At 68.1% G+C, this 18,757-nt stretch carries 18 protein-coding genes; 9 read left to right on the top strand and 9 right to left on the bottom strand.

Features of this window, described 5'->3' with window-relative positions:
* Positions 1-159: 159 nt before the first annotated feature.
* Together C5C17_RS01225 and C5C17_RS01230 are read right to left on the bottom strand one after the other, a co-directional pair.
* Positions 160-1,044 (bottom strand): helix-turn-helix transcriptional regulator, encoded by an 885-nt coding sequence (locus tag C5C17_RS01225; RefSeq protein ID WP_104251552.1) that lies wholly within the window; start codon positions 1,042-1,044, stop codon positions 160-162.
* 351 nt (positions 1,045-1,395) lie between these two features.
* A complete protein-coding gene (locus C5C17_RS01230; RefSeq protein ID WP_104251553.1) occupies positions 1,396-2,280 on the bottom strand; it encodes an aldo/keto reductase in 885 nt (294 codons plus the stop codon).
* Between the two features lie 274 nt (positions 2,281-2,554).
* On the opposite strand from C5C17_RS01230, the gene C5C17_RS01235 reads away from it, so the two are divergent.
* The 6 genes from C5C17_RS01235 (at position 2,555) to C5C17_RS01260 (ending at position 7,669) form a co-directional block, all read left to right on the top strand.
* A complete protein-coding gene (locus C5C17_RS01235) occupies positions 2,555-3,157 on the top strand; it encodes a PTS glucitol/sorbitol transporter subunit IIC (RefSeq protein ID WP_104251554.1) in 603 nt (200 codons plus the stop codon).
* Complete coding sequence (locus C5C17_RS01240) at positions 3,154-4,233, top strand: PTS glucitol/sorbitol transporter subunit IIB (protein ID WP_104251555.1); 1,080 nt, start codon at positions 3,154-3,156, stop codon at positions 4,231-4,233. Before C5C17_RS01235 ends, C5C17_RS01240 begins: the two co-directional genes overlap by 4 nt.
* Positions 4,234-4,305: 72 nt before the next feature.
* On the top strand, positions 4,306-4,680 hold the full coding sequence (locus C5C17_RS01245) for a PTS glucitol/sorbitol transporter subunit IIA (protein ID WP_104251556.1): 375 nt from the start codon (positions 4,306-4,308) through the stop codon (positions 4,678-4,680).
* A 3-nt stretch (positions 4,681-4,683) separates the two neighbouring features.
* Positions 4,684-5,169, top strand: coding sequence for a transcriptional regulator GutM (locus C5C17_RS01250; RefSeq protein WP_104251557.1), 486 nt, complete (start codon positions 4,684-4,686; stop codon positions 5,167-5,169).
* Positions 5,170-5,216: 47 nt separating this feature from the next.
* On the top strand, positions 5,217-6,518 hold the full coding sequence (locus C5C17_RS01255) for an NAD(P)H-dependent oxidoreductase (RefSeq protein ID WP_104251558.1): 1,302 nt from the start codon (positions 5,217-5,219) through the stop codon (positions 6,516-6,518).
* A 197-nt stretch (positions 6,519-6,715) separates the two neighbouring features.
* The gene (locus tag C5C17_RS01260) at positions 6,716-7,669 is read left to right on the top strand and encodes a sugar-binding transcriptional regulator (RefSeq protein ID WP_104251559.1); all 954 of its coding nucleotides are present in this window, start codon (positions 6,716-6,718) and stop codon (positions 7,667-7,669) included.
* A 476-nt stretch (positions 7,670-8,145) separates the two neighbouring features.
* Here C5C17_RS01260 and C5C17_RS01265 read toward each other — a convergent pair whose 3' ends face one another.
* The 3 genes from C5C17_RS01265 to C5C17_RS01275 form a co-directional block, all read right to left on the bottom strand.
* Positions 8,146-8,676: a YjbQ family protein gene (locus C5C17_RS01265; RefSeq protein WP_104251560.1), complete on the bottom strand. Its 531-nt coding sequence runs from the start codon at positions 8,674-8,676 to the stop codon at positions 8,146-8,148.
* 89 nt (positions 8,677-8,765) lie between these two features.
* Positions 8,766-9,614 (bottom strand): class II fructose-bisphosphate aldolase, encoded by an 849-nt coding sequence (locus tag C5C17_RS01270; RefSeq protein WP_104251561.1) that lies wholly within the window; start codon positions 9,612-9,614, stop codon positions 8,766-8,768.
* Positions 9,615-9,644: 30 nt separating this feature from the next.
* A complete protein-coding gene (locus C5C17_RS01275) occupies positions 9,645-10,379 on the bottom strand; it encodes a triose-phosphate isomerase (RefSeq protein ID WP_104251562.1) in 735 nt (244 codons plus the stop codon).
* A 198-nt stretch (positions 10,380-10,577) separates the two neighbouring features.
* Between C5C17_RS01275 and C5C17_RS01280 the strand changes: the two genes are divergently transcribed.
* The 3 genes from C5C17_RS01280 (at position 10,578) to C5C17_RS01290 (ending at position 12,985) form a co-directional block, all read left to right on the top strand.
* Positions 10,578-11,354 (top strand): 1-acyl-sn-glycerol-3-phosphate acyltransferase, encoded by a 777-nt coding sequence (locus tag C5C17_RS01280; protein ID WP_104251563.1) that lies wholly within the window; start codon positions 10,578-10,580, stop codon positions 11,352-11,354.
* Between the two features lie 340 nt (positions 11,355-11,694).
* Complete coding sequence (locus C5C17_RS01285) at positions 11,695-12,531, top strand: GyrI-like domain-containing protein (RefSeq protein WP_104251564.1); 837 nt, start codon at positions 11,695-11,697, stop codon at positions 12,529-12,531.
* 100 nt (positions 12,532-12,631) lie between these two features.
* Positions 12,632-12,985, top strand: a complete 354-nt coding sequence (locus C5C17_RS01290) for a VOC family protein (protein WP_104251565.1) — start codon at positions 12,632-12,634, stop codon at positions 12,983-12,985.
* Between the two features lie 88 nt (positions 12,986-13,073).
* On the opposite strand, the gene C5C17_RS01295 is transcribed toward C5C17_RS01290, so the two are convergent.
* The 4 genes from C5C17_RS01295 to purL form a co-directional block, all read right to left on the bottom strand.
* The gene (locus C5C17_RS01295; RefSeq protein WP_104251566.1) at positions 13,074-13,241 is read right to left on the bottom strand and encodes a methionine/alanine import family NSS transporter small subunit; all 168 of its coding nucleotides are present in this window, start codon (positions 13,239-13,241) and stop codon (positions 13,074-13,076) included.
* Entirely contained in the window at positions 13,238-14,797 is a 1,560-nt protein-coding gene (locus C5C17_RS01300) for a sodium-dependent transporter (protein ID WP_104251567.1), read from the bottom strand. The genes C5C17_RS01295 and C5C17_RS01300 overlap by 4 nt, the downstream gene beginning before the upstream one ends.
* A 150-nt stretch (positions 14,798-14,947) precedes the next feature.
* Entirely contained in the window at positions 14,948-16,096 is a 1,149-nt protein-coding gene (zapE, locus tag C5C17_RS01305) for a cell division protein ZapE (protein WP_104251568.1), read from the bottom strand.
* A gap of 25 nt (positions 16,097-16,121) precedes the next feature.
* A complete protein-coding gene (gene purL / locus C5C17_RS01310) occupies positions 16,122-18,497 on the bottom strand; it encodes a phosphoribosylformylglycinamidine synthase subunit PurL (protein ID WP_104251569.1) in 2,376 nt (791 codons plus the stop codon).
* Positions 18,498-18,757 lie beyond the last annotated feature (260 nt).

Here is an 18,757-nt window from a genome sequence, read left to right on the forward strand (position 1 = left end):
GAGGGGGGATGCCGCTGGCGCCGATGCTCTGTTCGCCGGACTTCGCCTCGCAAAAGTGAGCCAGACGCATCCGGAAGCAACGACTCCGGATGCTTCTGGCGCACTCTTCTTGCCTGAGAGGGGGGCGCCGGGCAGGAGGCGCGCCGCGACGTGCTCGCGCTACTGCTGCTGGTGGGTCAGCGACGCACCTGCGGGGAGCTCCGTGGCAGCCCAGGACGCGAGCATGCGCAACCCGTCGGCGCTCGGGCTGCCCTCCGCGGCCGTGTAGACGTTCATCGTGAGGCCGGGCTCGCTCGGCAGCGGCAGCGACTCGAAGTTCAACTCGAGCAGGCCGACGACCGGGTGGTTCAGGCGCTTCACGCCGCTGCGATGGAACTTCACGTCCTTCGCAGCCCACATCTCGCGGAAGAGCTCGCTCTGCGTCGACAGCTCGCCGATGAGCTGGTGCAGCTTGGGGTCGTGCGGGTTGCGGCCCGCCTCCATACGCAACATGGATGCGGCGTCCGCGGCGATGCGGTCGAAGTCCACCCAGAAGTCACGGGCGGCGGGGTTCAGGTAGATGTACCTCGTCGTGTTCACCGGGCGGCGCGGGTCGTCGAAGACAGGGGAGTACAGTGCCCGACCGAGACGGTTGGCCGCGAGCACGTCGTGCCGGTCGTTGCGCACCCACGCGGGAGCCTCGGAGAAAGCGTCGAGCATCTGGCGCACAGCCGGACGCAGCTCGCCACCGCGCTGCTTGTTCGACGCGCGACGCGACGGTGCGCTCGCCCTGGCGAGGTTGAACAGGTGCTCACGCTCGGCCTCGTCGAGCTGCAGGGTCGAGGCGATCGCGTCGAGCACGCTCTCGGACGCACCGGAAAGGTTGCCGCGCTCGAGCCGCACGTAGTAGTCGACCGAGACGCCCGCGAGCATCGCGACCTCCTCGCGACGCAGCCCCGCGACTCGGCGATTCCCACCGTACGCCGGCAGGCCAGCCTGCTCCGGGGTGATCTTCGCCCGGCGGGAGCTGAGGAACTCCTTCACCTGCTCGCGCACATCGTTCATGCGTCCAAGCTACGCCCGCAGGCCCGAGTGAGGGAGGCCCCGCGAGTACCTGCCCAGACCGCCGCGCCCTCAGTCCGGTGGTCTCTCGCAACGCGGAGAACTTCGGTGACTCTTCGCGCGGAAGTGTGCGAAGCTCACGCGAACCAGTCAATAGTCACCGAAGTTTGCAGCGGGACGGTGGGACCGCGCACTCAGTGGTGCGGGGTCCGACCTGGGCCGCGACTGGCGGGCCGTCCAACATCAGTGCAGATTCCGGCTGAAACTCGCTGAAAGCGGCGGGAAGGGCCGATTCTGCACTGAAGTTGGACAGGAGCGGAGCTGAAGCTCGGCCTGAGCCGGCCCCGCCGCCGATCAGGCCTCCGGGATGGGCATGCCGTAGGCCTCGAGCGTCAGCGACTCGGGCTCGGGCCCGCGGCGCACCGCCTTGTCGAGCGCATCGATCTGGGCGACCTCGTCGGCGGTGAGCTCGAAGTCGAAGATGTCGAAGTTCTCGGCGATGCGGTGCGGCTTGACTGACTTGGGGATCACCGAGCGCCCCTCCTGCACGTGCCAGCGCAGCATGACCTGCGCCGGGCTCTTGCCGTGGGCTTCGGCGATGGCGCCGATGGTCGAGTCCTCGAGGGTGCTCCCGCCGTCGCCGTCGCGGTAGAACGTGATGCCGCCGATGGGCGACCAGGCCTGGTCGAGGATGCCGTGGCGCGCATCCGCGTCCTGCACGTCTCGCTGCTGGAAGTAGGGGTGCAGCTCGATCTGGTTGAGGGCTGGCACGACGTCGGTCGCCTCCAGCAGCGCCGCAAGGTGGTCCGGCATGAAGTTGCTCACGCCGATCGCGCGCACCTTGCCGACGGCTAGGAGGCGCTCGAGGGCACGGTAGGCGCCGATCGTCTTCTCCCAGGCGGTCGGGAGTGGCTGGTGGAGGATCAGGAGGTCGATCTGCTCGACGCCGAGCTTGGCGGCAGACTTCTCGAAGCCGTGAAGGGTCTCGTCGAAGCCGTAGTCGCTGATCCAGATCTTGGTCTCGATGAAGATCTCGTCGCGGGGGAGCCCGGATGCGGCGATCGCCTGCCGCACTTCCCGCTCGTTCCCGTAGGCGGCCGCCGTGTCGATGTGCCGGTAGCCGACGCGCAGGGCTTCGGCGACTGCGGCCGCCGTCTCCTCTGGTGCTGACTGGTACACGCCGAATCCGATGGTGGGCAGTTCGACGCCGTTGTTGAGGGTCAGGTTCGTGGTACTCATGCCGAAACGCTACGCCGAGCGACCGGTGAGAGACAGGTTCTGTCAGTGCCCGTCAGCTGAATCGAAGTCGTTTCGAACAGCCGCAAATCTCCTCTTGCGCGAGGGGGCACTCGTGCCTACACTTTCGGCAGGTGCACAAACGATCAGATCTATTTGCAACTTCGTGCACACCCCGACAAAGGAGTCAGAACATGCGGTCTAAGTCGCCGCTCGCCGCCCTCGCGGCCAGCACCGCCGAGCACAGCTCGGCGAACACGTCGGGAGGGAAGCCGGCATGGAAGTAATCACCTGGATCGCCGAGAACTTCATCGGCCTCTTCAATGCCTCCGCCGAGAGCCTCATGGGTCTCATCACCGGCATCCTCCCTCTGCTCCTCGTGCTGCTCACGGCAATGTACGCCGTCACCACGTGGATCGGTGAAGAGCGCGTCACGCGCGCCGTTCGCTGGGCAGGCAAGTACGCCATCACGCGCTACACGGTCATGCCGATCATCGCCGTGATCATGCTGACCAACCCCATGGCGTACACGTTCGGCCGCTTCCTCCCGGAGCGCTACAAGCCGGCCTTCTACGACTCCGCCGTGTCCTTCGTGCACCCCGTCACAGCGTTCCTCCCGCACGCCAACGCGGGTGAGCTGTTCGTCTGGACCGGCATCTCCGCAGGAGTCCTCTCCATCGCGCCCGACAAGTACGCGACCCTCGCCGCCCTCTACTTCATGGTCGGCATCGTCGTCATCTTCATCCGCGGCATAACCACGCAGTGGATCACGAAGGTGCTCATCAAGCGCGGCGGCCACGAGGCGACGTTCGCTCGCTTCGACGAGATGTACGCCGAGGGCCACCTCCAGGGCTCCAAGACCGAAGGTGGTGTCCTGTGAGCACAGACGCTGACAACACGAACGCAGGCACGGCCGACAACGGCGGAGCAGGCACGGCCGACTACAAGGGCGTCAAGGTCAACCGCGGTCGCGGCGGCTGGGGCGACGGCCTGACCCTGGTGCCGAACGCCGAGAAGAACATCGTCCTCTCGGTCACGGGCGGCGGCATCCACCCCGTCGCGCAGAAGATCGCCGAGCTCACGGGCGCCGAGGCGGTCGACGGCTTCAAGAACAACGTTCCCGACGCGAACGTGCTCTGCGCGGTCATCAACTGCGGCGGCACCGCGCGCATCGGCGTGTACCCGAAGAAGCGCATCCCGACCGTCGACGTGTACCCCGGTGAACCAGGCGGCCCGCTCGCCCAGTTCATCACCGAGGACATCTTCGTCTCCGACGTCGCGCCACGCGACGTGATCTCGCTCGACGCCGACGCCACCGCGGCGGCCGGCGCTGCCGCCGCGCAGGAGAAGCCGGCGCAGAGCCCCGAGGAGATCGCGGCGAAGGCCAAGGCGGATGCGCGCGCCAGGGTCGCAGCTCAGGGAAGCGGATTCACGGGCTTCGTCGTGAAGTTCGGCAACGCGATCGGCTACTTCATCAACACGCTGCTCTCCTCGGGCCGCCAGGCGATCAAGCTGACGCTCAACACGATCCTGCCGTTCATGGCGTACGTGTCGCTCCTCATCGGAGTCGTCACGTACACGGGAGCTTCGGACTTCATCGCCAACGCGGTGTCGCCGCTCGCGTCGAACCCGATCGGCCTGATCCTTCTCGGCGTCATCACGGGCCTCCCGTTCCTGTCGCCGATCCTCGGCCCAGGTGCCGCGATCGCACAGGTCGTCGGCGTGCTCATGGGCACGCAGATCGCCGCCGGTGCGCTGCCGGTGCAGTACGCGCTGCCGACGCTCTTCGCGGTCAACGGCCAGGTCGGCTGCGACTTCATCCCCGTCGGTCTCTCCCTCGGCGAGGCGGAGCCGGAGACGGTCGCGGTCGGTGTTCCCGCCGTGCTCTTCTCCAGGCAGATCACGTCACCCCTCGCGGTCGTGCTCGCCTACTTCGCCTCCTTCCTCCTCGTCTAGGTGCTGCCGGGCGGGCCGCACGCCGGCCCGCCCGCGCATCCACTGAACCTGAACCAAGAAAGGGACCACAACGTGTCCACGACCATCTGGCAGTCAGAAATCGCCCGCATCGGACCCGACGCGAACGACATGTTCGAGGGTGGCGTCTACATCCTCTTCGGAGAACCCGTGCCGGACGCCCTCGCCGAGGTCAGCCTCGTGCACAAGGGGCACACGGGAGAGTTCGTGCCCGTTCAGGCGGGTGACGAGTTCGTGATCGGCGACGACGCCGTGACCGTCACCGCGGTCGGCGACCTCGCCAACCCGAACCTGCAGGAGCTCGGCCACGTTGTGCTCTATCTGAACGCGGAAGACACCGCGCTCCTCCCCGGCGCCATCCAGGCGTCCGGCTCCCTCTCCACCCCCACCGAGGGCGCATCCGTCAGCGTGCGCCGGAACGAGGCCTAGATCATGGACTGGAGATTCCCCGCCGTCCTCGTGCTCGCACTCGTCTTGAGCATGCTCATGTCGGTCGTGCAGATGCGTGCCTACATGCGCCAGGTCAACGAGATCGCGAAGGCCAACGCGGGCAAGAACCTCAACCTCGTGAGCGGACGCGGCAAGGGCGCCTTCCGCGGCGCGATCGTCGTCCTGCTCGTCGACCCCACGACCCTCGAGGTCGTCGAGGCTCGCGCGCTCGTCGGCTTCAGCGTCTTCGGTCGCCTGAAGCCAGCCCCCGACCTCGAGGGGCCACTGAAGACGGTCTTCGACCGCGCGGCCGCCCGCCACAAGCACCTCGGAACCGCCGTGCGCCAGGCGATCAGCATGCTGCCCCACCAGGTGCGCGCGCAGGTCCCGCTGCCGCCCGCGAAGGGCAAGGCCAAGCGCGGTCAGCCCACCGCCATCAAGGGTGCGGCGCCGAAGCAATTCGCCGGTCTCTCCCGCGTCAGCAACTAGCCCGCACCAGCCACCAGGCCCACGAACCACGCACAAAAGGAACGCACATGAACTACACGCAGCGCCTCATCCAGCGCGAAGCCGAACTCGGCCGACCCATCCGCGTCGGCGTGGTGGGGGCAGGTCAGATGGGCTCAGGCCTCATCGCCCAGATCGAACGCGCCAAGGGCATGGAAGTCGCCGTCGTCGCGGACATCGCCGTCGAGCGCGGAGTGGATGCGTACACCCGGGCCGGTCGCACCGATGTGCAGGTCGAGAACGACCTCGCCGTCGTCGCCGAGCACATCGAGGCCCGCCGCCCCGTCGTCATCAACGACGGCCTCCTCATCCCGAAGCTGCCAGTGGACGTGGTCCTCGAGGTGTCCGGCGTCACCGAGATCGCCGCGCAGGTCGCCTACGCGTCGCTCCTCGGCAAGAAGGACGTCGCCCTCATGACCGTCGAGGCCGACGTGACCGTCGGCCTGTTCCTCGCGAGCATCGCCAACGCCGGCGAGCAGGTCTACACGATCTGCCGCGGCGACGAGCCCGTCGAAGCGCTCAAGCTCGTCGAGCACGCCACCGACCTCGGCCTCACCGTCGTCGCAGCGGGCAAGGGCAAGAACAACCCCAACCGCCCCACCGACGTGCCGGAAGACGTCATGGAAGAGGCGAAGGCGAAGAACATGAACCCGCGCATCCTGTGCGAGTTCACCGACGGCACCAAGACGCAGATCGAGATGGCGTCGCTGTCGAACGCCACCGGCTTCCCCGTCAACAAGCCGGGCATGCACGGCCCCGCCGCCGACATCGCGACCCTCGCGACGACCCTCATCCCCGTCGAGGACGGCGGCGTGCTCACCTCCACCCCGGCCGTCGAGTACACCGTCGAGGGTGACGTCGCACCAGGCGTCTTCGTCGTCGTGAAGTCGGAAGACGACGTGGTCACGCACGAGCTCGACTACCTGAAGCTCGGCAAGGGGCCCTACTACGCCCTCTACCGGCCCTACCACCTCGCATCCGTCGAGGCGATCCTCTCGATCAGCGAGGCCGTGCTCGAACGCCGCGCCGACTTCCAGACCATCACCTGGCGCACCGAGGTCGCCTCCAAGGCGAAGTTCGACCTCGCCGCCGGCACGAAGCTCGAGGGCATGGGTGGGCACCACGTGCACGGCTGGGCCGTCGACGCCGACGAGGCTCGCGCCAACAACTCCATCCCGATCGGCCTCATCTCCGGCGGCATCCTGAAGCGCGACATCAAGGCGGGCGAGATCGTCTCCTACGACGACGTCGAGCTCGACGAGACCCGCCCGCTCATCGCCATGCGCCGCCTGCAGGACTCGCTCGTCGCCGCCGGAGTCATCGGCGTCTGAGGGCCTCCTCATCCTGCCGCGCGGTTGCCGCTCGGTAGGATCATGTGAACCGGACCACCGGTGCCGCGCCTCGCGTGCGGTACCGGAACGGCTCCCGAGCAGTGCGGACGCACGGTTCGGGAGCCGCGGTCGTCCAGGGCCTCGCCCGCACGCAACATCCACCGCCGCCGCCGCACCACGACGAAGGAGCAGACGGGATGCCAGCACCTCGCAACGCCGAGACCCTCGTCCGAGCAGCGCGCCTCTACTACCTCGACGGGCTCTCCCAGAGCGACGTCGCGAGCGCCCTCGGCGTCTCCCGCGCGAGCGTCTCCCGCATCCTCTCGGCGGCCCGGGACCAGGGCATCGTCGAGATCCGCATCCACGACCCGCACGTCGTCGGCCGCGTGAGCGAGCTCGAGCAGCAGATCGTGGATGCGTTCGGCGTCGCCGCCGCCGTCGTCGTCGCGAACCTCCCGGGACGGCATCCGCTCGACGTGGTGGCGGGTGCGGCGGCCGACTACTTCGCGGAACGAGTGCCATCCGTCGGCTCCGTGGGGCTCAGCTGGGGCAAGTCGATCGACGCGTTCGTCGAGCAGATCCACGTCGAGTCCACGGGGCGCGCGCTGACTCTCTGCCCGCTGGTCGGCGGCATGCCCTTCGACTCCGGGCCCGCCGGGAACACCGCCCTCGAGCGCCTGTCGCAGAAATCGGGTGCGAAGGCGTTCCGCTTCGAATCGCCCGCCGTCGTCGAGTCGCCGCAGACCTGGGCCGCACTCACCCGCGAGTCGTCGATCTCGTCCGCCATCAAGCGCGCGACGGATGTGCAGCTCGCGTTCGTCGGCATCGGCTCGTACGGCCTCCACGCGTCGCGGCACATCGTCTCCGCTATGCGCCTCAGCGACGACGAGCGCGCCGACCTCGACGCGCAGCAGCCGGTCGGCGACATCTGCGGTCGCTTCTTCGACGCATCCGGCCGCGCCCTCGGATCGCCCGTCTCCGAGCGCGTCATCGGCATCACCCTCGAGCAGCTCGCCGCCATTCCCGAAGTCGTCGGCTTCGCGGCCGGCGCCGAGAAGGCCCCAGGGGTCGCGGGCTCGCTGCACACGGGTGCCCTCGACAGCGTCATCCTCGACGAAGATCTCGCCCGCGCCCTCGTGGACCTCGTCTAGCCGACCCGCCGCCGCGCGGTGCCGCCGCTGCTGCGCTGCCGCTGCTGCTGCGCTGCCGCCGCTGCCGCTGCTGCTGCGCTGCCGCCGCTGCCGCTGCTGCTGCGCTGCCGCTGCTGCCACTGCCGCTGCCGCCGGGTCGATCAATGCTGGTGGTTGCGGTCCCGGGCTCGGTGCGAACGCTGCCAGGCAAATGGCCCTTTGCTGCGGCGTGGCTGTCATCACTGCCAGTGATGTGGCCCTTCTCGCGCGAGCTTTCGGGCCATTTGGCTGGCCGCGTTCAACGCGCAGGCTGCGCAGTCGGCGCAGTCGTGCGGAGTCGGGACTCGTGGCGGAGCCCAGAGGCCAGAGCCAAAAGCCCAGGACGTAGAACACCGCCGGCCGGCCGCGACGCTGATGGGGGATCAGCGTCACGGCCGACCGGCGGTGTCGGTGCGCCGACGGCGTTGGCGGCGTTCAGGATCGAGGAAGCCGGCGACCTACTCGCCCATGACGACGACCTGGCACTTGCGGGCGCGGGCGCGGGTGCGGTCGAAGTCGACGAAGTAGATGTAGCCGGTGACGCCGACGCCCAACTTGCCGTCGATGACCGCGAACACCTCGCTCGACCCGAGGATCGTTGCCTTGATGTGCGCTTCCGCGTTGAGTAGCGCCGTCTTGTCGCCACCGGGCAGGTACACCTCGGCATCCGGCCACGACTCCACGTCGGCGTAGTGCTCCGGCCCCGGGTACCGGTACTCGCCCTCGGGCGGCACAGCGGTCTGGTTTGGGGCGATGCGCTCGAGGACATCATCGAGGTCGGCCTGCAGGAACTCCGTGCCGTCCTCGAGGCGGTCGTGCACGAACTCCTCGAAGAACACGGCGCACGTCGTATGGGGCGAGATGACGGTGACCGTGCCGGCCGTGATGCCGCTCGCGGTGATCGCCTCCTTCACCTCTGCCGTGACGTCGATGTAGCTGGGGGTGCCCCCGTGCGACTGCAGCTGGAGGGTGGTCTGGGTGACGGTCATCGGTGTTCCTTCGTGGTCGTGGATGCGCGTGCTTCGGCGCACGGACGGGTGTCAGTGGGGAGTTGGCCGGGGGAATCGGCTGCCGACGCTCAGGCGCCGGGTCGGAGCGCCTGGATGAACTCGGCGACGTCGCCTTCGACCTGCGCCGAGACGGCTTTCGCGACCTTGGGGAACAGCATCGTGTTGGGCTGCTCGGCGGCCCGGAGTGCCGCATCCAGTGCTGCCTTCGCCGCGTACGTGTAGTAGTTGATCTTGCGGACGCCGCGGGTGATGGACTGGTGGTACTCGTCGAGGCTGAGGCCGGAGCCGCCGTGCATGACGATGGGCACGCCTGTCGCGTCGCGCAGCTGCTCGATGAGCGCGTAGTTGAGCTTCGGCTCCTGGTGGTACATGCCGTGCACCGTGCCGAATGAGGCGGCGAGCGCGGTCACGCCGGTGCGCTCGACGAACTCCTTCGCCTGCGCTGGCTCGGTGTAGAGGGTCTCGTCGGCGATGCCCTGGCTGGGGTCGCCGTTCTCGTTGCCGGTCATGACGCCGAGCTCGCCCTCGACGCCGACGCCGCGCGCCTTCGCGAGCTTCACGACTTCGGTCGTGCGGGTGACGTTCTCCTCGTAGGGGAGGGTGGATCCGTCGATCATGACCGAGTTGAACCCGATGTCGAGGCCACGCGCGATGTAGTCGATGTCCTCGCCGTGGTCGACGTGCAGCACGAACGGCGCCTCGCTGCGGGTCGCGAGGGCCAACATGGCCGGGCCGATGTCGTCGATGGAGAGGGTGCTCTCGTGCACCTGCGCGTGCTGCAGGATGACGGGAACTCCGGCCTTCTCGGCGGCGGCGATCGTGCCGAGCAGCCCCTCGAAGTAGGGGGTGTTGACCGCCGCGATGGCGATGTTGTTCTTCTGTGCGTAGCGGAGCGCTTCGTCGAGTCCGATGAGCATGTGCGGGTCTCTTCTCTGAGGGAGCGGGCGTTAGTTGGCCGGGGCGGTTGTGGATGCGGCGGTACCCGTCGCCTGAGCGTCTCGGTGGTCGGCGAGCGCCTGGAACATCTCGGTGAGGATCTCGCGCCAGTCGGGGTGCTTGATGATGCCGCTCGTTCCGCCGGAGCAGTCCGCGCCCTGTTGCAGGACTCGCGTGATGTCGGCGCCGCGGCTGACGCCGGCTGCCTGCACGACGAGGATCGCCGGGTCGACGTTCTTCACGATCTGGGTCGTGCGCTCGATGTAGTCGCCCGCATCCATCTGCCCTGTGCCGATGTTGGCGGTGGGCTCGCAGATCATGCCGGACGGGTCGAGGTCGGCGACGGCCCGGCACTGGAGGTCGGAGTCGGCGCAGACGATGGTTGCAAGACCGACCTCTTCGCAACGGCGCATCGCCCGGTCGAGGTCGGCCAAGGTGAGGGGATGCTCGGCGTGGTTGAGCACGACGGCCTTGACTCCGGCCTCCGCGAGGCCTTCGGCGAGGATGTGCCCCATGCCGCGGCCTGGCACGATCGGGTCGACGTGCTGCGCCGTGACGCAGAGATTCGTCGTCTCGGCCACGACTGACCGAAGGTCGATGTGCTGCGCGGTGAAGACGACGTCGATGTCGAAGTCTCCGGCCAGCTCGTCGGTGAGGTGGGCCAATCTCATGAGCTCGCTGCCCGTCAGGTAAGCCTTCGGGTTGACGATGAGAAACGGGCTCCGTACAGGGATGGGGACAGCCATTGTCAGTTGCTCCTAGCGGATAAATGCACAAAGTTGCACTATGAATCGTACGAACGTGCAGTGAGGCAAGTATCGCACCCGCGCAGAGCAACTGGCAAGGGCCGGATGCGGGGAGCGGATCCGGCCCCGCGCGCGTGCAGAAATCGTCCCAGGTGCCGCGAATAAGGTGGCATCCCACACCTGGACCAGGGAGCCCCCATGACTCGCGAACCCGTCTACTCATTTGCCATCGGGGTCGGTCGAACAGTGTTCGCAGCGCTCCGCGTTCGCCACACCGTTCGCGGCGGGCAGCACATCCCCGACACGGGCGGCGCGGTCATCGCGATGACCCACTTCGGCTACCTCGAGTTCGCACTCGTCGAATGCGCGACATGGCTGCACAACCGCCGCCGCATCCGCTTCATGGCGAAGCAGAGCGTCTTCCAGAAGCCAATCGTCGGCCGGCTCATGCGCAGCATGCGGCACATCCCCGTGAACATGAAGGCGGGTGCCGACGCCTTCGCCGAGGCCGCTGACGCACTGCGCGACGGAGAGCTGATCGGAGTGTTCCCGGAAGCGGGCGTCAGCGCGTCGTTCACGATCCGCGATTTCAAGACCGGGGCGGTGCGCCTCGCGGCGCAGGCCGGAGTGCCGGTCATCCCGGTGGCCGTGTGGGGCGGGCACCGGCTGCTCACCAAGAACCGCAAGATCAGGATGAGGGAGCGCTTCGGCATCCCCGTCCACTACTCCTTCGGCGCCCCCATCCACGTGGCCCCTGACGACGACCCCGCGACCGCCACAGCTGCGTTGAAGTCGACCATGGAGGAGCTGCTCGGGGAGCTGCAGGCGAGCTACCCCGAAGACGGCACCGGCAAGTGGTGGCAGCCGCGCGTGCTGGGCGGTACCGCGCCAACACCTGAGGAGGCCGCAGCGGCCGACGCCGCGCGCGACCTCAGGCGCGAGGCGGCCCGGGCCGCGCAGACCGCCCGGAAGTAGGACGCACGTCGGCAGCGCGTCGCAGCCGCGCGGCGAGATCGTCGCCCCCAGGGGCGGCGGGAGCCTGACCAATTCGCGTGATGGATGGGCGCTTCCAGCCCCGAAAGCCACGTCCGCGGGGCGTTCGTCACGGATGTCGGCCGAAGGGCGAGGGCTACGGACGCTGGTGCGGCGGTGGCGAACTCTTCCTGGGCGGCAGCGGGTGCGACTACCCGCGATCCGTGTCCAACATGAGTGCAGATTTGGCCCATCCGGGGCAGAAACCGGGCCGAGCGCCAGATATCGCACTGATGTTGGACAGTGATCGGCGGCAGACGGAACCCGATGCCAGACTTGGCGCATGAACCGTGAGCTTCCCGGAACCCTGATGAGCATCGGCGAGTTCTCGCGCTACTCAGGCCTGAGCGTGCGGATGCTGCGGCACTACGCGGATCGAGGAGTGCTGGCACCAGCCGAAATCGACGAGTTCAGCGGGTACCGACGCTACGCACCCGGGCAACTTCAAGATGCAGGACGGGTGCGGATGCTGCGCGACGCGGGCTGCGGCATCCCGGCGATCGCTGAGCTCCTGCCGCTCTTCGAGTCTCCCGACGTGCTGCGAGTTCGACTGCAGTCGCACCTCGAGGAGCTGAAGGCGGAGGCGCAGCGGGTGGCCGAGCAGCAGGCACTCGCAGTGAACCTGCTCGGGGAGCTCGAGGCGCGAGCGCGGCGGCTGGACGTCGTCGAGCGCACGTTCCCGGCGTTGCGCGTGCTCTACCTGCGGCGGACCGTCGCCGACTACCCGTCTGAGGGGGCGCTCTGGGTCAACTTCCGCGGCCCGGTCGCCGAACTCACCTCCCGCAACCCGGAGGCCTTCGGCGACCTGGGTGGTGCAACCTACTTCGACGACGAGTACCGCGATGCCGACGTCGAGATGGCGATCTGGCGCGAGTACCGCGGCGCCTCCGTACCCGATGGGTATGAGGTCGTCGAGCTTCCCGAGCAGCGCGTCGCGACGGTCACACATCGGGGCGGTTTCGAGACGATCAGCGAGGCGACTGCCACCGCGGGTGCCTGGGTTGCCGATCAGCAGCGCACGAGAGTCGGGCCGATCTTCAATGTCTACGTGCACGGCCCCGGCCGCGACCCGAACCCCGAGAACTGGGTCACCGAGGTGAACGTGCCGATCGCGGTTTGACTCTCACACTGTGTGAGACCTCACGATCGGATCACCGGCGCAGAGGCCGGCGCCGCGGCGCAGGGGCGCGGCGGTGGATCCGAACGAGAGGACAACGACCATGTCGAACACTGTGAACTACTTCGAGATCGGCACCACCGATCCGGAGGCCATGAAGGCCTTCTACGGCGACACCTTCGGCTGGACGTTCGGCTCGCTCGAGCCGGGTGGCTACGGGATGGTCGACGGCGCCGGCAACGGCGGCGGGCTCTGGGATTCGAACACCGTCGGCGGGGGCAGCTGGGCGGTCTTCTACGTCGAGGTCGACCACATCGAGGCGAAGCTCGAGCAGGCGGCTGCCAACGGCGCGGAGACCGTCATCCCGCTGGTCGATAACGGCACCATCAAGTTCGCGCACCTCCGCGACCCGCTCGGCAACCGCTTCGGCGTCTGGCAGCGCAAGATGCAGGGCTGACGCGGCGCGGTCGTGCAAGGAGAACCCCGCCCGCGAGAGACTCGCGGGCGGGGTTCCGTCGGTGCTGAGATGGACCGAGGTTCACCGATCAGGTGTCGTGTGTGACCGGGGCGTGTTCCGCTCGGCCGTCGTCGTGGCCACCCGCCGGGTAGTCGGCGCGCTCCGGGTGCCGACGGAGCGCGATGACGGAGGCTGCGCATCCGCCCCACACGATCCCGATCGCGACGATGAGCATCGTGATGGCTTCTGGGGTCATCGGACCGTCTCCTTCTCGCGCAGCTCAGCCGACGTCGGCCAGGCGGTGAACTTGTCTGGGCTGTTGCGCCAGCGGATCAACGTCATGAGCGCGCTCGCGAGCAGCATGACGAGCACCGCGCCCCAGCCGAAGACGCCGATGTACCAGAGCGGGTACCCCTCGTAGCCGTCGACGATGAGCGTCCTGATCTGTTCGATGAGCATGTAGGTGAGCACGACCGGCGCGATGATTCCGGTCAACACGAGCCACCACTTGCCGACCTGGAACGTCGACACGGAGTTGAGATGCAGGCGCATCTCCTCGCCGCGGCGGGCGACCCAGATGACGCCGACGCAGGTGGCGATGGCGGACGCGATGATGCCGATGTTGTTCGTCCACATGTCGACCGTGTCCAGGGCGATGAGGCCCGTCGTCGTCGAGAAGAGGAGGATCGAGATGACGGCGCTCACGCTGCCGAGGATGACCGCCGCCTTGCGGGGCGACCAGCCGAACTTGTCCTGGAAGGCTGACGAGACGACCTGCAGGATCGACAGCAGGGACGTGAATCCCGCCATGACGAGCGACCCGAAGAACAGCGCCCCGAAGATCTGCCCCCCGGGCATCTCCGAGATGATGGCGGGGAAGGTCACGAACGACAGAATGGGGCCGGTCAGCCCCTCCAGCTCGCCCACCGCGACGTTTTGCTGGTGCGCCATGAATCCGAGCGTCGCGAAGACGCCGATGCCCGCCAGGATCTCGAACGACGAGTTCGAGAAGGCGACGACGAGTCCGGGTGACGTCATGTTCGAGCGACGGTTGCGGTAGGACGAGTAGGTGACCATGATGCCGTAGGCGATGGACAGCGAGAAGAAGATCTGGCTGTACGCGGCGATCCAGACGCTCGGGTCGCCGAGCGCGACCCAGTCGGGCGTGAACAACGCGTTGAGCCCATCCGCGGCACCGTCGAGGAAGAGCGCGCGGACCACGAGGATGAGGAACGAGATGAGCAGCAGCGGCAGGAAGATGAAGTTCGTGCGTTCGACACCCTTCGCGATACCCGCCGCGAGCACGAAGATCGTCACTCCCCAGACGGCGACGAGCGGGATCAGGACCGAGGGCACGAACTGCATCGAGACCCCGGGGTCGCTGAGCTGCAGGAAGTCACCGGTGAAGAACGCGGCCGGGTCGTCGCCCCAGCCGAGGTTGAACGAGAGCACGAAGAAGCTCAGCGCCCAGGCGATGATCGCCGTGTAGTACAGGCCGATCACGAAGCAGATGAACACCTGGAACCAGCCGAGGCTCTCCATCCACTTCGCAACGCGACGGAAGGCGGTCGGTGCGGCCCCGCGCATCCGGTGCCCGATCGCGTAGTCGAGGAAGAGGATCGGAATGCCCGCGGTGATGAGTGCGACGAGGTACGGGATGAGGAACGCGCCCCCGCCGTTCTCATACGCGACCCCAGGGAAGCGCCAGATATTGCCGAGGCCGACGGCGGAGCCGATGGCGGCGAGGATGAACCCGGTCTGGCCGGTCCATTGCTCGCGAGGCTTGACCTCGGTTGTCGTGGATGTCGTCATTGAGAATCCCCCAAGAGCGTCGTGAGCGGGTGCGCGTGCGACGACAAGCGCTCTGCTTGCCCGACGAGCCTAGTGAATGCGAGGTGCACCTCGCATGCCTGGCATCGAATCGTGATTCGCGACGGGGCGGCGTCGGCCGAATGCCGGGCGTCAGCGCTCCAGGAGGTGGAGGCGGCTGACCATGCGGAACGCATCCGCGCGGCCCGCCGCGGCGGCGACGAACTCGTCGAACGACGCATCCGCGTGGAAGTGCGCTTCGATGTCGTAGTCGACGAGCACGTCGACGGCGTTCACGAAGCGCTGCTGCGGGTCGCGACCGACGGATGCGAGCAGGGGCACGTCGAGCACGTGCCACGTGTCGAAGTCGCGCGCCCACTGCAGGTACTCGAGCGACGACGTCTTCACGACGAACAGCTCCGCGAACGTCGCCCACAGCTCACGGCGGCGCGCGGCCGTCACCTCGAAGGTGCGCCCGCCGAGCTCGAGCGACGTCGCCTCGGCCGGCGACGGCCGCTCGGATGCGGACGCGCTGGGCACGTGCCGCCACGAGCCGGTCGCGAATCCGCGGCGCTCGACAGCTTCGACTCGCGAGCGCCGGTAGTCGACCTCCCCGGGAAGCTCGACGACGTCGAGCTCACGCTCGATGAGCTCGATGCCGGGTTCGAAGATGTGGTGGTAGACGGGGCTCGGGAGGAGACCCTGCGGCGGGTAGTTCGAGGTCGCGACGACCGTGATGTCGCGCTCGAGGGCGAAACGCAGCAGACCGGTGAGCAGTGTGGCATGCCCGGGGTCGTGCACATGGAACTCGTCGAACAGCAGCAGGCGAGCATCGCCGATGAGCTCTTCCACCGCATTCGAGAAGACGGCGTCCGAGCCCCGGTTCGCGAAGATGCGCGAGTGCAGCTCGTTGAAGAACGAGTGGAAGTGCACGCGCAGCTTCCGCTCCATCGGGACGGCATCGTAGAACGCGTCGAGGAGCCACGACTTGCCGCGGCCCGCCGGCCCCCACAAGTAGAGGCCACGGGGAGCGTCGGACGCCTCTGCGACTGCGGTGGCGTGATCGGCGTCGGCGTCAGCGTCAGCATCCGCTTCGGCGTCGGCGACTGAGTCGCGCCCGACGATCTGCGCGCCGAGGCCTGCGAGCCGCACGGCGACCATCCGCTGCCCGTTGTCGAGCGCGAAGCCCGCGGACGTGGCTGACGCAAGGATGCTCGCGAAGACCTCGGCCGCACCAACAGTTTCGGGATGGGTTCCTCGCTTCGGGATGGGAAACAACCCATCCCGAAGCGAGGAACCCATCCCGAGACTCACAGCGCGGCGGCCCTTAGGAGATCGCGGCCGCGACGGCGGCGGAGATCGGCGCGGAGTTCGGTCCGACGACGTCGCCGAAGCGCTTCGGCAGCGTCGCGCCCCGCGCCTCGGAGAGCTCGGCGAGCGTGAACTCGAAGAGGCCCTGGACCTCGAGCTTCGCGTCGGCACCCATGCCGTCGCTCACGCCGACACGGGTGACGGGGAAGTCACGCGCCTCGCACATCGCCTGGAAGCGCACGTCATCGTCGTGCGGGACGGAGACGAGGATGCGGCCGGCCGACTCGCTGAACAGTGCGGTAGCCGCATCCACCCCCTCCTTCTGCATGAGACCGTCGAGCACGATGCGCGCGCCGACGCCGAAGCGGGTCGACGACTCGACGATCGCCGCTGCGAGGCCACCCTCGGAGAGGTCGTGCGCCGAGGTGAGGAGGCCCTGCTGGCCGGCGCCGATGACGAGGTCGGCGAGCGCCTTCTCGCGCTCGAGGTCGACCTGCGGGGGCAGGCCGCCGAGGTGCCCGTGCACGACGTCCGCCCAGACGGAACCGGACAGCTCTTCGAGCGTCGTGCCGAGGAGGTACAGGTTGTCGCCCTCCTCCTGCCAGCCGGACGGGACGCGGCGGGCCACGTCGTCGATGAGGCCGAGCACGGCGACGACGGGCGTCGGGTGGATGGGCACATCACCGGTCTGGTTGTAGAACGACACGTTGCCGCCCGTGACGGGAATGCCGAGCTCGAGGCAGGCGTCGGCGAGGCCCTCGACGGCCTGCGCGAACTGCCACATGACCTCGGGGTTCTCGGGGCTGCCGAAGTTGAGGCAGTCGGAGACGGCGGCCGGGCGTGCGCCCGTGGCTGCGACGTTGCGGTACGCCTCGGCAAGCGCGAGCCTGGCGCCGGCGGACGGGTCGAGCTGCGCGTAGCGGCCGTTGGCGTCGAGGCTGATCGCGAACCCGAGCCCGGACTCCTCGTCGATGCGCACCATGCCCGCGTCCTCCGGCGTACCGAAGGCGGTGTTGCCGAGCACGTAGCGGTCGTACTGCTGGGTGATCCACTCGGGGTTCGCGAGGTTCGCGGACGAGATGAGGGCGAGCAGCTGCTCGCGGAGCTCCTCGCCCGACTGGGGGCGGGGGAGCGCGGATGCGGAGTCGGCCTGGAGCGCGTCGATCCACGTCGGGTAGGCGACGGGACGGTCGTAGACGGGGCCGTCGATCGCGACGGTGCGCGGGTCGACGTTCACGATCTCGACGCCGCGCCAGTTGATCACGAGGCGACCGGTGTCGGTGACCTCGCCGAGCACGCTCGTCTCGACGTCCCACTTGTCGACGATCGCCATGAACGCGTCGAGCTTGTCTGGTGCCACGACCGCCATCATGCGCTCCTGGCTCTCCGACATGAGGATCTCCTCAGCCGTGAGGTTCGGGTCGCGCAGCAGCACCTTGTCGAGCTCGATGTACATGCCGCCGTCGCCGGCGGCTGCGAGCTCGCTGGTTGCGCAGGAGATGCCGGCGGCGCCGAGGTCCTGGATACCTTCGACGACCTTCTCGCGGAACAGCTCGAGGCAGCACTCGATGAGCACCTTCTCGGCGAACGGGTCGCCGACCTGGACTGCGGGGCGCTTCGTGGGGCCCTTCTCGTCGAACGAGTCGGAGGCGAGGATGGAGGCACCGCCGATGCCGTCGCCACCCGTGCGAGCACCGAACAGCACGACCTTGTTGCCGGCGCCGCGCGCGTTCGCGAGGTGCAGGTCCTCGTGGCGGAGCACGCCGACCGCGAGGGCGTTCACCAGCGGGTTCGCCTGGTAGACGCTGTCGAACCAGGTCTCGCCGCCGATGTTCGGCAGGCCGAGGCAGTTGCCGTAGAAGGAGATGCCGCTCGTGACGCCGTGCACGACCCGCGCAGTGTCGGCCTCGTCGATGGCGCCGAATCGCAGCGCATCCATGACTGCGACCGGGCGGGCACCCATCGAGATGATGTCGCGGACGATGCCGCCGACACCGGTCGCGGCGCCCTGGAACGGCTCGATGTATGACGGGTGGTTGTGCGACTCGACCTTGAAGGTCACCGCCCAGCCCTCGCCGGCGTCGATGACGCCAGCGTTCTCGCCCATGCCGACCATGAGGTTCTTCTTCATCTCGTCGGAGACCTTCTGGCCGAACTGGCGCAGGTAGTTCTTCGAGGACTTGTAGGAGCAGTGCTCCGACCACATGACCGAGTACATGGCCAGCTCGCCCGAGGTGGGGCGGCGGCCGAGGATCTCGCGGATCTTGTCGTACTCGTCAGGCTTCAGTCCGAGGGCGCCGTACGGCTGCTCCTTCTCGGGAGTCGCCTTCGCGTTGTCGACGGTGTCCGGGCCAACTGCTTCGGAAGACGGGGTGGTGGTCTGGCTGCTCACTGGCGAGGCTCCTTCTGGCGGCGCGATGCGGAGAAGTCGGGGCGTGTCCGCACCGGACGAGTCTACGGCGTCCGCGGGCGCCCGCGCGAAGGGGTGTGGATGGGCGCGGGGGCGGGGTCTGTCCGGCGCTGGCCACGTGCGCTCGCGAGGTCTGTTCGGGCGTCACCGCTCTGACCAAGATCAGTGCGATTTCTGCCGTATCTGGCGCCTGGGGGTCTGAAACGGCAAATATCGCACTGATGTTGGACAGTCCCGGGCGC

It is taken from the genome of Pseudoclavibacter sp. RFBA6 (assembly GCF_002931575.1).
In the GTDB taxonomy this organism is placed as follows: domain Bacteria; phylum Actinomycetota; class Actinomycetes; order Actinomycetales; family Microbacteriaceae; genus Pseudoclavibacter; species Pseudoclavibacter terrae.

Bases quoted from the DNA above. Each gene is read 5' to 3' on its own strand.
- C5C17_RS01230 (WP_104251553.1), bottom strand. From the start codon at position 2,280: ATGAGTACCACGAACCTGACCCTCAACAACGGCGTCGAACTGCCCACC.
- C5C17_RS01270 (WP_104251561.1), bottom strand. From the start codon at position 9,614: ATGCTCATCGGACTCGACGAAGCGCTCCGCTACGCACAGAAGAACAAC.
- C5C17_RS01300 (WP_104251567.1), bottom strand. From the start codon at position 14,797: ATGACGACATCCACGACAACCGAGGTCAAGCCTCGCGAGCAATGGACC.
- C5C17_RS01275 (WP_104251562.1), bottom strand. From the start codon at position 10,379: ATGGCTGTCCCCATCCCTGTACGGAGCCCGTTTCTCATCGTCAACCCG.
- C5C17_RS01260 (WP_104251559.1), top strand. From the start codon at position 6,716: ATGCCAGCACCTCGCAACGCCGAGACCCTCGTCCGAGCAGCGCGCCTC.
- zapE (WP_104251568.1), bottom strand. From the start codon at position 16,096: ATGGGTTCCTCGCTTCGGGATGGGTTGTTTCCCATCCCGAAGCGAGGA.
- C5C17_RS01225 (WP_104251552.1), bottom strand. From the start codon at position 1,044: ATGAACGATGTGCGCGAGCAGGTGAAGGAGTTCCTCAGCTCCCGCCGG.
- C5C17_RS01255 (WP_104251558.1), top strand. From the start codon at position 5,217: ATGAACTACACGCAGCGCCTCATCCAGCGCGAAGCCGAACTCGGCCGA.
- C5C17_RS01285 (WP_104251564.1), top strand. From the start codon at position 11,695: ATGAACCGTGAGCTTCCCGGAACCCTGATGAGCATCGGCGAGTTCTCG.
- C5C17_RS01250 (WP_104251557.1), top strand. From the start codon at position 4,684: ATGGACTGGAGATTCCCCGCCGTCCTCGTGCTCGCACTCGTCTTGAGC.
- C5C17_RS01265 (WP_104251560.1), bottom strand. From the start codon at position 8,676: ATGACCGTCACCCAGACCACCCTCCAGCTGCAGTCGCACGGGGGCACC.
- C5C17_RS01295 (WP_104251566.1), bottom strand. From the start codon at position 13,241: ATGACCCCAGAAGCCATCACGATGCTCATCGTCGCGATCGGGATCGTG.
- C5C17_RS01280 (WP_104251563.1), top strand. From the start codon at position 10,578: ATGACTCGCGAACCCGTCTACTCATTTGCCATCGGGGTCGGTCGAACA.
- C5C17_RS01290 (WP_104251565.1), top strand. From the start codon at position 12,632: ATGTCGAACACTGTGAACTACTTCGAGATCGGCACCACCGATCCGGAG.
- C5C17_RS01235 (WP_104251554.1), top strand. From the start codon at position 2,555: ATGGAAGTAATCACCTGGATCGCCGAGAACTTCATCGGCCTCTTCAAT.